12 protein-coding genes are annotated in these 13631 nt (G+C 67.3%); all 12 read right to left on the reverse strand.

Annotation, left to right across the window (positions count from 1 at the left end; genetic code table 11):
• Nucleotides 1–49: 49 nt before the first annotated feature.
• Nucleotides 50–1870, reverse strand: a complete 1821-nt coding sequence (locus BOSE125_RS08585) for an ABC transporter ATP-binding protein (protein ID WP_159551722.1) — start codon at nt 1868–1870, stop codon at nt 50–52.
• A complete protein-coding gene (locus BOSE125_RS08590; RefSeq protein WP_159551724.1) occupies nt 1867–3084 on the reverse strand; it encodes an ABC transporter permease in 1218 nt (405 codons plus the stop codon). The genes BOSE125_RS08585 and BOSE125_RS08590 overlap by 4 nt, the downstream gene beginning before the upstream one ends.
• Before the next feature lie 5 nt (nt 3085–3089).
• The gene (locus BOSE125_RS08595; protein WP_159551726.1) at nt 3090–4613 is read right to left on the reverse strand and encodes an ABC transporter permease; all 1524 of its coding nucleotides are present in this window, start codon (nt 4611–4613) and stop codon (nt 3090–3092) included.
• 200 nt (nt 4614–4813) lie between these two features.
• The gene (locus tag BOSE125_RS08600) at nt 4814–6655 is read right to left on the reverse strand and encodes an ABC transporter family substrate-binding protein (RefSeq protein WP_159551728.1); all 1842 of its coding nucleotides are present in this window, start codon (nt 6653–6655) and stop codon (nt 4814–4816) included.
• A gap of 340 nt (nt 6656–6995) precedes the next feature.
• The gene (locus BOSE125_RS08605) at nt 6996–7916 is read right to left on the reverse strand and encodes a hypothetical protein (protein WP_159551730.1); all 921 of its coding nucleotides are present in this window, start codon (nt 7914–7916) and stop codon (nt 6996–6998) included.
• Nucleotides 7913–8701: a hypothetical protein gene (locus tag BOSE125_RS08610; protein ID WP_159551732.1), complete on the reverse strand. Its 789-nt coding sequence runs from the start codon at nt 8699–8701 to the stop codon at nt 7913–7915. Before BOSE125_RS08610 ends, BOSE125_RS08605 begins: the two co-directional genes overlap by 4 nt.
• A 146-nt stretch (nt 8702–8847) precedes the next feature.
• Complete coding sequence (locus BOSE125_RS08615) at nt 8848–10341, reverse strand: NAD(P)/FAD-dependent oxidoreductase (RefSeq protein WP_159551734.1); 1494 nt, start codon at nt 10339–10341, stop codon at nt 8848–8850.
• Between the two features lie 97 nt (nt 10342–10438).
• A complete protein-coding gene (locus BOSE125_RS08620; RefSeq protein WP_159551736.1) occupies nt 10439–10870 on the reverse strand; it encodes a monovalent cation/H(+) antiporter subunit G in 432 nt (143 codons plus the stop codon).
• The gene (locus BOSE125_RS08625; protein ID WP_159551738.1) at nt 10870–11148 is read right to left on the reverse strand and encodes a monovalent cation/H+ antiporter complex subunit F; all 279 of its coding nucleotides are present in this window, start codon (nt 11146–11148) and stop codon (nt 10870–10872) included. The genes BOSE125_RS08620 and BOSE125_RS08625 overlap by 1 nt, the downstream gene beginning before the upstream one ends.
• A complete protein-coding gene (locus tag BOSE125_RS08630) occupies nt 11126–11590 on the reverse strand; it encodes a Na+/H+ antiporter subunit E (protein ID WP_159551743.1) in 465 nt (154 codons plus the stop codon). The genes BOSE125_RS08625 and BOSE125_RS08630 overlap by 23 nt, the downstream gene beginning before the upstream one ends.
• Nucleotides 11587–13206 (reverse strand): proton-conducting transporter membrane subunit, encoded by a 1620-nt coding sequence (locus BOSE125_RS08635; protein ID WP_159551745.1) that lies wholly within the window; start codon nt 13204–13206, stop codon nt 11587–11589. Before BOSE125_RS08635 ends, BOSE125_RS08630 begins: the two co-directional genes overlap by 4 nt.
• Nucleotides 13203–13631: a sodium:proton antiporter gene (locus BOSE125_RS08640; RefSeq protein ID WP_159551747.1), complete on the reverse strand. Its 429-nt coding sequence runs from the start codon at nt 13629–13631 to the stop codon at nt 13203–13205. Before BOSE125_RS08640 ends, BOSE125_RS08635 begins: the two co-directional genes overlap by 4 nt.

Below are 13631 nucleotides of genomic sequence, written 5' to 3' on the forward strand. Positions count from 1 at the left end.
TATACGGGACCGAGCCAATCCCCTCGGACACGCCTCGGACCACCCCGCCTCAGTACGGGCGTTCCCCGAGGGACTCGAGCAGCTGACGACGCTCGGTGCGCTTGGTCAACTGTTCATCGGGATCCGGCACCGGAGCCGCCGAGAGCAGTCGCTTGGTGTACTCCTGCGTCGGATGGTGCAGGACCTCCTGCGTGGGCCCCTGTTCCACCTGGCGGCCGTCCTTCAGGACGAGGACCCGGTGCGCGAGCATGTCCACCACGGCCAGGTCGTGCGAGACGAAGAGGCAGGCGAACTCGTAGCGGGACTGCAGCTCGGCGAACATGTCCAGGACCGCGGCCTGCACGGAGACATCGAGGGCGGACGTCGGCTCGTCCGCGATCAACACCTCCGGGTCCAGGGTCAGGGCCCGGGCGATGGAGATGCGCTGACGCTGGCCGCCGGAGAGTTCGTGCGGGAACCGGTTGACCACCGAGCGCGGCAGCTTCACCGCGTCCAGCAGCTCGTAGGCACGGTCCAGTCGAGTCTGACGGTTGCCGACGTTGTGGATGACCATCGGTTCGGTGATGACATCGCCGATCGGAAACCTCGGGTCCAGCGAGGCCGCCGGGTCCTGGAACACCACGCCGATCCGCTTGCGCAGGGCGCGCGCATCTTTCCCGGCAAGCCGGGTCAGGTCGCTGCCGTGGATCTTGAGCGAGCCGGACGCCACGGGCAGCAGCCCGAGGACCGACTTGGCGATGGTCGACTTGCCGGAACCGGACTCCCCCACGAGTCCGAGGATCTCCCCCGGGGCCACCGTGAAGTCGATGTCATGGACCACGCGGTTCTTCTTACCCCGGTGGTCGTACTCGATGCACAGGCCCTGCGCCTCGATCGCATAGACCGCCGTGGTCTGGGTGGAGGTCACCGGCGACGGCTCCGCCACCTGCAGTTCAGTACCCAAGCGTGGCACGGAGCCAAGCAGCCGCTCCGTGTAGGGGTGCTGCGGGTTCTGCATGACCTGGTGGACCTCGCCGGACTCCACGAGCTCGCCGCGCAGCATCACGCAGACCCGGTCGGCCATGTCCGCCACCACGCCCATGTTGTGGGTGATGAGCAGGATGCCGGTGTTCAGCTGGTCCTTCAGCGAGCGCAGCAGTTCGAGGATCTCGGCCTGCACGGTCACGTCGAGGGCGGTGGTCGGCTCGTCCGCGATGATGACCTCGGGCGAGCAGCTGATGGCCATCGCGATGACGATACGCTGGCGCTGGCCGCCGGAGAACTGGTGCGGGTACTGCTTGAGCCGGTGCTGGGCGTCCGGGATCCCGACCATCTCCAGCAGCTCCACCGCCCGCCGGTCCGCCTCGGTGCCGTAGGCGATGCCGTGCACGTTGAGCGACTCGGTGAGCTGGTCCCCCACCGTGAGCACCGGGTTCAGCGCGGTCATGGGCTCCTGGAAGACCATGGCCGCGTGCCGGCCGCGGATCTTGCGCAGACCGTTCGCGTCCAGCTTGGTGACCTCGCGGTCCCCCAGCATGACGGTACCGGTGACGCTCGCGTTGGCCGGGAGCAGTCCCATGGCCGTTGACGAGGTCACCGACTTCCCGGAGCCGGATTCGCCGACCAGCGCCACGACCTCGCCGGGCTTGATGTCGAAGCTGACACCCTTGACGGCGTTGACGTCACCGAACTCGGTGTTGAAGGTGACGGAGACGTCCTGGAAGGACAGGATCGGCCTGCCGTCGCGGTCGGGGTGGCGTTGCACCAGCCCCAGTGAGCCGGTTGCCGGGGACGTGCCCGACGCCGGCCGCGCACTGCCGGCGATCTGATCGCCGTGCGAGCCCTGGTGGTTCTGGTCGTTCGTGTTCCTCTTGCGTCCGAAGATGCTCATGGGTTTCCAATCGTTCCCGAGCCACGGGGGTCGGAGGGTCCTTGGGTCGGGGTGTTGCCGCCGATCTGCGAGCCACCTCCGGGCACTCTGGGCCCGGCATCCATGCTCGGGCGGTCGGCGCCGGCGGTGGCGGCAGCCAGGTCCTTGGACCGGCCAGAGAAGCCCAGGAAGCCACGCTTCCTGCCGCGGGAGCCCTGACGCGGATCGAAGGCGTCCCGGAGGCCGTCACCGATGAAGTTCACGGACAGGGCGATCGCCAGGATGAACATGCCGGGCCACCAGAACAGCCATGGCCGGGTGGTGAACGCGCTCTGGTACTGGCTGATGAGCAGGCCGAGTGAGGAGTCAGGGGGACGGACGCCGAATCCGAGGAAGGACAGCGAGGTCTCCAGCAGGATGGCCGCCGCGATGGCGAACGTGGCATTGACGACGATCACCCCGATGGTGTTGGGCAGCAGGTGCCGCAGAATCACGCGTCCGGGCTTGGCGCCCATGGCCACGGCAGCGGCCACGAATTCCTTCTCGCGCAGAGACAGGACCTCGCCGCGGACGAGGCGAGCCAGAGAGGTCCACGTGACCAGACCCAGCACCAGCGCCAGCGGGATGATCCCGCCACCGAGCCCGGAGGACATCTGGCCGAGGACGGCGGCCAGCACCAGCAGCGGGATGACGATGACCAGGTCGGTCGCCCGCATCAGCACCGAATCGATCCAGCCACGGAAGTAGCCGGCCAGGGCGCCGACCACGGAACCGATGACGGTGGAGACAATGCCCACGACGATGGCGATGATCAGCGACTGCTGGGTGCCGCGCATCACCAGTGCGAAGAAGTCGTTGCCGGTGGTGACCTGACCGAAGGGGTGTTCGCCCCAGCGGATGCCCTCTCCGCCCAGCCATTCGGGCACCACGGACAGGGTGGGGGCACCGCCGTTCACCGTTGCGCCGGTCGCCGCATAGTCCTTGTCCCACCAGCCGGGGATGCCGGCATAGCCGATGGAGGTGAAGGCCAGGATGAAGATCAGCACCAGGAATACGGCAGAGATCATGGCGGCCTTGTGGTGGCGGAAACGCCGCCTGACCAGCTGGCCCTGGCTGAACGACTTCCCGGTCTGCTGACGCAGCTTGGCGTCTTCTACCTCTGCCAGGTTGGCCAGGTCTACGGCCTGCTGGGAGGGTCCATTCTCATTGCGGGGGGTCCCGTTCTCGTTGCTCATGCGACTCACACTCGAATCCGGGGGTCGAGGACGGCATACAGGATGTCGGCCAGCAGGTTGAAGAGCACCGCGGCGGTACCCGTGACCAGGAAGAAGGCCATGACGGGGGCGGGGTCCACCTGTTCCAAGCCCACGCGGAAGAGGTTGCCCATGCCCTGCCAGCCGAAGACCTGCTCGGTGATCACCGCACCACCGATGAGTCCGGCGAAGTCGAAGGCCATGATCGTCGTGATCGGGATCAGGGAGTTGCGGAAGGCGTGCTTGAGGATGACCTGCCGCTCGTTCAGGCCTTTGGCGCGGGCGGTGCGGATGTAGTCCTGCTGGCTGACCTCGAGCATCGAGGCGCGTGTGTAACGCGAATAGCTGGCCAGGGAAATCAGGGTCAGCACGATCGTCGGCAGCAGGAGTTGGGTGCCCTTGTCCAGGAAGTCCTCCCAGAACGTGCCGGTGAAGTTCGGCGTCTGCGAGCCGATCGTCGCGATGGGACGTCCCACGATCTCCAGGTAGGAGGGCCACGAGCGGAAGAGGTGCTCGACGATGATCAGCCCGCCCATCACCACGGCGGTGAACACCGAGACGAGAGTGGCCGCACCCTTGGAATACCCGCCCATCAGCCGGCCAACGAGCACGGCGAGCCCGATGGCCACGACCGAGAGCACGAAGATGATCAGCCAGTTCGGATCCCACAGCAGGTTGTAGGTGACGTAGTAGGCGACCAGGCCAAGCACGGCGGTGATCAGACCGGCGTAGAGCACACGGCGGTTCTTGAGGCCCGCCCCCAGGACGGTGGCCCCGACGGCCGCCGCCACGCCGACCAACGTGATCACGACCGGCCCGAGCTGCGGATAGCGGGCGAAGTTCAGCCAGTCCATGTAGGGCAAGGCGACACAGGTGAAGGCGAAGGCGCCGAGGAAGGTGAGCAGCCGGCGTCGGGCATTTCCGGCCAAGATGGCCTGAAGGGCGAGGCCCAGGACCAGGCCGACGGCGATGATCGTGGGCCAGCTGAACCCGGGATCAGGACTGGCCAGCCAGTCGTTGAAGCCGATGGCCAGGTACTCCTTCAGGAGCACGGCGGCCCAGAAGACAGGGAGCGAGAAGAACAGGAAGGTCAGGAAGGTCACCGCGTAGTCCATCCCGGAATACTGCCGGATGGCCGTCAGGATGCCGATGAGAACACCGAAGACCATGGCGATGACGGTGGCCAGCACCACGAGCCGGAGAGTCGATGAGGCTGCCAGGCCTAGCAGGTCGATGACCTCCTGGCCGGACCGGTTGGTGCCGAGGTCGCATTGGCCGATGAAGCACTGGCCGACGCCGGTCAGCCAGTCCCAATAGCGCGCATACCAGGGCTGGTCCAGGTCCATGAACATGATGCGCTGTTCGATGAGGTATTCGCGGTTGTCCGCGTTGGATTCCCGCAGGTCGGCCAGCGGGTCGCCCGAGTTGATGGTGAGCACGTACAGCAGCAGAGACGCCCCCAGCAACACCAGGAATGAGCTGCCGAAACGGCGGAGGATGAATTTCAGCACAACAGAACGTTGCCTTCCGTACCAGGGGGTCGAGGAGGTCTGCCTGAATCGTCACGGAACACCCGATGTCACCGGTAGGGGATCCCCAGCGGGTCAATGGAACAGTTGAGGCCCGGCCGGATGTGGTCGGGCCCCAACTGCGGTGCGCCTTCGGTGGCGATTCAGCGCCGGTTGATCAGCGAACTGGTCAGCTCAGGCGATCATTCGACGCGGACCCACTGCTCCGCGTTCCACACGGCGCCGGTCTGAGTGGCGGTGTTGCGGACGTTGGCGATGTCGGCCGAGTGGGCCACGATCCCCGGGTGGGCGTACAGCGGGACGCCGAACAGGTCATCCCACAACAGCTTCTCGATGACCTTCACCTGCTCGGCATGGACCGCCGGGTCCACCGAGCCGGCCAGCGTGCTCCAGGCCTCATCCACTTCAGGGTTGGAGTACTGGCCGTAGTTCTGCGGAGCGCCGGTCGAGTAGATGTTCTGGCCGGACGCGATCTGACCGGAACCGGACCAGGCGAACAGGGCCACTTCGTAGTCGCCCTGCGGCTGGACCACACCGAAGAAGTCGGCGTGGCCGGCGTCGATGATATTGAAGCCGGCCTCATCGCACGAGGACTTGATCATGGCCACGGTCTCGGAACGACGAGGGTTCGGCGAGCTGTAACCGATTCGGACGTCCAGATTGGTCTCACCGGATTCCTCGACCAGCTGGGTCGCGCGTTCCATGTCGACCTCGTCGTACTGGCCCTCATATGAGGCGTCCACGACCTCCTGGTAGCTCTCCTGGAACGGGAACACCTCGCGGGCGTTCATGACGATCGTCTCCGGATCCAGCGGCTTGATCAGGTTGTCCACGATCTGCTGACGCGGCAGGCACAGGGCGAAGGCCTCACGCAACTCCCGGTTGTCCGCGAAGAGCGAGCCCTCCATGAAGTTGAAGTCCGCGTGCTCCCAGGTCAGGGAGGCGTCCTGCTGGATGACGATCTGGTCGCCCAGGCCCTCCAACTGCTCGAGCGTGTCCACGGTGGCCTGCGGCTCGATGACGTTCAGGTCGCCGTTCTGCAGGGCCTGCACGTGCGTGTCGGCGGCGGCGAAGCGGATGACCAACTCTTCGGTGGCCGGCGGGGTGCCCCAGTACTCCTCGTTGGCCACCAGGGTGATGGACTGGCCCGGCTCCCAGCTGCTGAACTTGTAGGGACCCATGGACGGGGCGATCTCTTCGGCAGGCAAGGTGCCCGGGGAGGTGTTCCAGCCGGTGTTGAAGAACTCGGCGGCTGGGGCCAACGCCTCGGCGTCCTCGTTCTGAATGGCCTCAAGCATGGCGTCCATGCCCATACCGGACTGCTCAGCAACCACATGGGCCGGCAACGCCGTATCCATGATGATCTCCCAGTCGGCGTACGGCTCCGCGTAGGTCAAGGTGAATTCCTTGCCCGCAGGGTCACCCTCCGGCGCCTCGGGGACGTACTCGCCGAGGGTGTGGGAGATGGCATTGAACAGCGGCGCGGCCTCGTCACCCTCGCCGGTGGCGATGCGCGGGTTCTGCCAACCCCACTTGAAGATGTAGTCGGCGGCGGTCACCGGGGTGCCGTCAGACCAGACGGCATCCTCGTGGATCGTGTACTTCACCTGGAGCGGATCGTCCGAAATCTTCTCGTACGTGCCGAGCTCTTCGTTGGGATAGATCGTCCCGTCGGTGCCGTAGTAGTAGAAGCTCTGGGTCATTCGCTCGGTGATGGCGGAGTTATACGTGGAGTACGTCTCCGGCGTCATACCGTTGTAGGAGATGAACTCGTCCTCACCCACGGAGTAGGAGATGGAGCCGTCCTCGGTCTGGACCTCCCCCAGGTCGGCCAGGCCGGAGCCTTCGGGTTCGGCGGTGAGCTTGTTGCCGGCCTCGCCGGTCATCACCTCACCATTGCCGCCCTCAGGTGCGGCGGTGCCGGATTCTTCGTTCTCGGCCGGGCCACCCGGCGCGCAGGCGGACAGGACGAGCGCCGAGCTGGCCAGAAGAGCAGCAGCGGCAGAAAGCTTTGTGTATTTCATCAAAGCGTCTCCATTCGAACAGGTGCGAGACGTGGTGTGCTCCCGATCCGACCCGGATGGGGTGGGAGGGCCGGTCCGATTCCGGCACTGAAACCAGGTTTCCGTTTCAGCACTGGAGGGTGAGCAACACCACAAGGTGTGCACGAGAATAGCCCCGCAACATGCGAAAGCAACATTGAATAGTCCGCTGAAGAGCCAATCGTTACCATCCCGTAACTTAGCCGGGGGTCCCGTAATCCCGCGTGTTTCCGGGGCGTTACAGCATGTGACTATCTATGTAGACAATGTCCCCGAAACGGGTGTTTCATATCACTCCGGGCATTTTCAGTGCGTCCGGCCCTCAGCGAGGAAGTTGCGGTCCCATCGGGAAGTAGGGCAGGTAGGACACTCCGGAGATGTTGTATTTGAACTTGATCCCCATGATGATGCGGATGCCCACGTGCATCCCCCACGCCCCGGCCGCGAACAGCTGACCCAGCCGGCGGTTGATCAGGGACAGGGGCGCCCCGAGCTCCACGGCCAGAGACACGACCGCCATCACGGTGAACAGCTCCTTCTGCCGGTACAGCGCGGCCCCGGCCTCCGGCTTGGTCGAGCCGAAGAGGTCCTTGCGCATCCCGTCGACGGCGATCTGGCCGCGCAAGACATCTCCCCCGGCCCACTTCAGACCGAGCGGGCCGCGGACCTTCGCCATACCGGAGATGAAGTACACGGCCACGGTGGCCACGTTCATGGCGGTCGGCACAGCCCCATAGGCACGGTCGTGGCGTTGCGGGAAGAGCGTGCCGTCCCGCAGCAGTGAGTCGATGCTGAGGGCGTCTGCGGACCGCGTGGTACCCAGGACCATCTGGTGCATCGTGAGCATGTTGTCACTGTGCAGCAGCATGGTCCAGGAGTTGCGATAGCTGATGGTCCACAGCTGCAGGGCCGCATTGAGCGGTCCAGTGACCCGGTGGCCCACGCCGAGGGTGGCGGCGATGTTCACCACCTGCGCCGCATCGAAGATCCCGTCGGCCACTCGCGGTGGCAGGGGTTTCCTGAGGATCTTGACCACTCCCACCGGGGTGAACTGGGAGGCGTCCTGGGCGTGGAGTCTGCGGAACATGGCCCGCCGCCTGATGTTGTGAGCCGCCGAGAAGATTCCGGTGGCGACCCTCAGCACCGCGGGGCGGATCGGCTGGGCCGCAGGCCGCAACAGGTCGACAGCCTTCTGGAACGCCGGGGATTCAAAGGACGGGAAGGTGTTGCCGGCGCCGTTCACGGTGTGGCCTCCTGCTCGGTTGCGGTCTCGGTTGCGGTCTCGGTTGCGGTCGTAGATGTGTTCCGGGGTGCGGTCTGGACAGTGTTCTCGGTGACATAGTCGCCCGCGGTGTTGCCGGTGCCGATCGGCCGTGGCGGGACGTTGCCCAACTCGGAGCGGGCCATGGGTCCGGTGGGCGGCCCCTGCGCATCCTGCGTGTCGTCATGCCGGGTCTCGGACACGGCCGTCGCGGTCCCGCCGACGTCGGCCCGAGCGTGGACGGTCTCCATCTGCGGTGTGGTGTTGCCGGCAAAGTACGTGTCGAAGAAATACCGCGACCGCACGATCTCCACGCGGACGATGCCGGCTTCCCTGCGCCGCCTCTGGGCTGCGGGGCTCGCACCCTGACCTGCGGCTCGGCGTTGCTGTTGAGCCAGTGCATCGGCGTAGCGCTGGGCGACCTCCACCGCGCGGCCCTGGCGGACCATGCGGGTGATCTGCTTGCGGACCTGGTTCAGCCCACCGGCACCGAAGTGACTGTAGTGCGGGACGATCCGTTCGCCGTCGGCGGTGAATCCGGCCACGTGCGGGATCCGGGTCCGGTCCTTGCGGTCATCGGAGAACATCGGATAGGTGGACAGCGGGAAGGAGTCCTCCTCGTTCTTGTCCTTGCCGTTGAAGTAGTGGCGTACGGGAGAGAGCAACACGGCCGCGAAGGCGACGCCGGCGGCCAGCGCCCAGAGGTCGCGCTCCGCCGCGCGCGGTGCCGGAACGATGGCCAGGTGGTGCGAGAGGTCGATGGTCACGATCGATCCTTTCGGTGTGGGTGCGAGTGGAAACGGATACGGGTGAGTGCGGATAGGGGCGGATGCGGATACGGGTGGGTGCGGCTGAGACGGCGTGGGTATGGCGAGCAACGGGTCCCGGGCAGCACGGCGCGGCCCGGACCGCGTCAGCGGTGTGCGGCGGCGTCGGCCATGGCGGCCCTGGCAGCGTGGAGGCCGGCCATGCCGTGGACTCCTCCGCCGGGTGGCGTGGAGGAGGAGGCCAGGTACAGGCCGGGCGTGGAGGTGCGGTGCGGGCTGAGGACCGGGGCGGGGCGCAGGATCTGCTGCAGCCCGCCCATGGACCCGCCGGCCACGTCCCCACCGATGAGGTTGGGGTTCCAGGACTCGAGGGCCGACGGCGGGGTGGCCACCTGGTGGACGATGCGATCCCGGAAACCGGGGGCGAACCGCTCGATCTGCGATTCGATCAGGTCGCCGACCGGGGCGTCGTAGCCGCCGGGCACGTGGGCATAGGTCCACAGCACGGTCTTGCCGGCGGCCTCACCGGTGGCACGGGACGGATCCGCCCCCTGCTGCTGGCAGACCATGACGAAAGGCCTCTCCGGGATGCGTCCGGCCTTGGCCTCGCGCTCGGCGTGCTCCATCTCGGCGAGCGACCCGCCCACGTGGACGGTGCCGGCGCCACCGACCCGCGGGTCCGTCCACGGGACCGGTCCATCGAGCAGGTAGTCGATCTTGGACACCCCGGTGCCGTATCTCCACCGCTTGAGATGGCCGGCGTACCGATCGGTGAGGTCGGCGCCCTTGAGCTGCAGCAACTGCCGAGGTGTGAGGTCGAGCAGGATCGCATCGGCACCAGCGAACTCACCGAGGTCGGTGACCTCGTGGTTCAGGTGGATGCGGCCTCCGTGGGCGTGCAGGACGGAGGCCAGCGCGTCCGCGATCCCCTGGGAGCCGCCCCGGGCCACGGGCCAGCCGCGGGTCATGCCGAGGGCCCCGAAGATCAGGCCGAAGGCCGAGGTCAACAGGTGTGAGGGCGGCAGGATGGCGTGGATGGAGGATCCCGCGAACAGGGCCCGGGCCGGCTCGTCCCGGAAGATCGTGCGGCCGAGGGCTCCGGACGGCCAGAGAGCACGCACCCCGAACCGGGCCATGCTGACCAGGTGTGGAGGCAGGCGGACCAGGGACGGCCCGAGGATGTTCTCCAGGTGGGCGTCGATGTTCCCGACCAGTGGTGCGTGCAGTCGCTGCCAGGCCGCTCCATCACGGCCCAGTCCACTGACCGTGGCCTCCATCGAGTCCTGCAGGAGGGCCGCGGGCCGCCCGTCGAGCGGGTGCGCCATCGGGTATTCGGGGTGGAGCCATTCCAGACCGTGAGCGGTCAGGCCCAAGTCGCGGAAAACGGGACTGGCCACGCCGAAGGAGTGCCCGGCGGCGCCCAGGTCCACGATCGTTCCCGGCCCCAGGAGGTCCGTCGACGCGGAGGCACCGCCGAAGGCTGAGTGGCGCTCATAGACGTCCACCACCCAGCCGGCCCGGGCCAGCACGGCGGCAGCGGTGAGCCCGTTCGGCCCGGAGCCGACGACGACGGCCCGCCGGCCGCCGCTGGTACGCGCCGCCCGCGCACCTGCACTGTTCTGCGGTGTGTGCTGAGCCATGGAGTCTGCTTCCGTCCTTTGAAGATCCTGTGAATATCCTGCAGGGCCGGAATGAGACGTGGATGAGGCATGGATGAGATATCGATGAATGCCGCGCTCACTCGTCGGATGCCGCCCGGCCTGTCCTCTCTGCTGGCTCTCCTGGCTCCCCTGACTCTGCTGACTCTTGCCCACCCGAGTCGGCGTCGGCCAGGTCCTGCGGATGGGTGGCCGGGTCCAGGGGCGCACCGGACTGGTAGACGGCACGCGCCAGGGTGTTCGAGGCCAGGGAGGACACGATCACCAGGGCACAGATCGTCACAGCTGCCATCATCAATGTCCACCACTCGAAACCGTCCCGGCTGGTCAGGTGGACGAAGATCCCGATGACCACCAGGGGCAGCCCCATCCCGGTGGCCGGGGAGAAGACGTTCATCATCTGCAGCGCGTCCTTCGCCCGGAGCATGGACACGGCGGAGAGCAGCACCAACAGGGCCCCGCCGAGGATGAGCACGGCGGCTGCCAACTCATAGACCTCGAATCCAGCCATCAGCGTTCCCCCCTCGTCAGGATGCGGGCCAGCGCCACGGTCGCCACGATGCCCAGGAAGGCCGCCAGCATGGCGGCGTCCTGGATGATGGCCGAGCCGGTCTGGATGCCGATGATCATCAGGATGCCGATGGCCGCGAAGTAGACGAGGTCACCGACCACCGCCCGTTCGGCGGCCGAGGTGGCGGAGTAGATCCGGAACAGTCCCAGCACCACCGCGCCGGCGAGGATGCCCATGGCCAGGACCAGCAGGAGGTCAGGGACGGAGTCGATGCTCATGGGTGCCGCTCCCTTCCTGCTCTGGCCCTACTCCGTGCCCTGCCCCCGGCCCTGATCCGGAAACCCCTCCGGATCGGCCTTCCCAGCCGCTGCCCCGCGTCATCCTCAGCAACCGGTCCTCCATCTCCCGCAGTCCATCACGCACGGAGTCCCGGTCCGAGTCGAACACGGAGTGCACGAAGACCGTGGCCGGCTCCGTGTCCGTGCCGTGCGCCGTGCCGACCACCAGGGTGCCCGGGGTGATGGTGATGGACGAGGCCATCCACGTCACCTCGAGGTCCGTGGCGCAGCGCAGGGGGAAGCCCACGATCGATGGTTCGGCGAACGTTCCGGGTGTGAGGGCCCGCCGGGCGACCTGGAGTGAACCTGAGATGACCTGGCCGATCAGCCAGACCAGATAGCGCACCATGTTCCAGATGCTGAAGCGCCAATGGTCAGTCATTCGATGTCACCTCCCAGCACAGCCTCCACATAGGGGGCGGTCTCGAACAGGCCGGCCGCGGCCGTCTCGATGAACGGCATCAGCGTACCGGCGAAGACGAAGAGCAGCACGGAGACCCCGATCATCACGACGCCGGGAGCCAGCAGCCGGCCCGGGATCCGAACGGAGTCCGGAACCGCTTCCTCAGGGCCCCGATCCCTGCTGCCGTCGGCCAGGATCGGCCGATACGTCCGCAACGGCTCACCGGCGAAGGACTTGCCCCACAAACGCTGCAGGGCCACGAGGGTCGCCACGGAGGCCAGCACGATCGCGGTCAGGAACACCGGGGCGTACCACGCGGGATTGCCGCCACCACCCTCTGGCCCGACCACCGAGAGGGCCAGCCCCAGCTTGGCCCACAGGCCCGAGGTCGGCGGGAGACCGGCCAGGGACAGCAGGCCGAGGGCCACCACCACGGCCGCCAGCCGGTCCCGGTGCAGCAGTCCGGAGAGTTTGCCGAGGATTCCGGTGCCATAGGTCTGCTCGACGGCGCCGGCCGTGGTCAGCAGGGACGCCATGGTCACCACGTGGTGGATGAGGTAGAACAGGCCGGCGGCCACGGCAGCCGGTGAGGCGATGGCCACGCCGATGAGGATGTGACCCACCCCGGCGATCATCTGGAAGGCCATGACCCCGCGGAAACGGCTCTCGCCGAGGGAACCGAGCGCCCCCAGCACCATGGTGGCGAGCACGACGACGGCGATCACCACCGCGACCGTGGTCGCGGTGCCGTGGGGGGCCGGCGTCGTCACCGTGCTTCCGGCCGTGCCGGCCGAACCTCCGGGAGCGAAGGCGGTGAAGTAGATCCGGAAGATCGCGTACAGGGCGACCTTGGTGTGGAGCGCGGAGAACAGCGCCATGATGCCGGCCGACGTGCCCGGGTAGGCGCGCGGCATCCAGCCGTGGACGGGGACCACGCCGGCCTTGATGGCCAGGGCCAGCAACACGACCGTGACGGCCAGCGCCACCTGTGGGTCCTCGCCGGCTCGTCCGGCCAGGGCGGCCAGGTTCACGGTACCGGCCGAGCCGTAGACGAGACCCACGCCCATCACCAGGATCGCGCTCGTGACGAGGTTGACGATCACGAACATGCGGCTGATCCCCAGCCGGCGCCACGTGCCGGTCACCGCGATGAGCGCATAGGAGGGCAGCAGCATGACCTCGACGAACACGAAGAGGTTGAACAGGTCCCCGGTCAGCAGGGCGCCGTTGACGCCGGACATCAGCATCAGGGCCAGGGCGGGGACGAACCGCAGGCGGTCCTCACCGGACGCGGTGAGGAACCAGCACGAGGCGGCGGTGGCCAGGCCGGTGGTCGCCAGCATCACCGCCGTCAGGGTGTCCGAGACGAACGGGATGGCGATGCCGCCCTCGTAGCTGCCGATCGCGCTCGCCAGGACGGGGACGTCCCGGTGGTGGATCATCAGCGCGACGGCGGCGGCCAGCACCAGCACCGGGACGGCGATGATGAGGATACGGTCCAGCATCCGGCGCCGCAGGATCACCGAGACGCCGGCGAACAGCAGGGGGACGGCCACGAAGAGCGGCAGCAGGGAACCGATGAACTGCTCGGTCATGCGTGGTCCACCCCCTGCTGGCTCTCTGGCTGTCCGTCGGACTGACCGGCTGGCTGGCTGGTCGGTCGGTCGTCTGGCTGGTCGTCGTCGTGGTCGCTGACGGTGGGCGCCCTCTCCTGGTCGTCGTTCCGGCCGATGACCGCCAGAGCGAGCATGAGGATGGTGGTGGCCATGGCGATGACGATGGCCGTCAGGACGAAGGCCTGCGGCAGGGGGTCGGCGGCCTCGGCCACGGTGGTGCCGTCCATGAGCGGCTCGTGACGCCAGCCGGGCACCCCGGTGGCGAGCAGCAGCAGGTTCGCGGAGTGGGAGATCAGGGTGAGCCCGAAGATGGCGCGCACCATGTCCCGCTGCTGCAGCAGCCAGACCCCGGCGGTGGTCAGCACGCCCACGGTGATGGCGAGGACGAAGGTGGAGTCGAACAT

The organism is Citricoccus sp. K5, assembly GCF_902506195.1.
Classification (GTDB): Bacteria; Actinomycetota; Actinomycetes; order Actinomycetales; family Micrococcaceae; genus Citricoccus.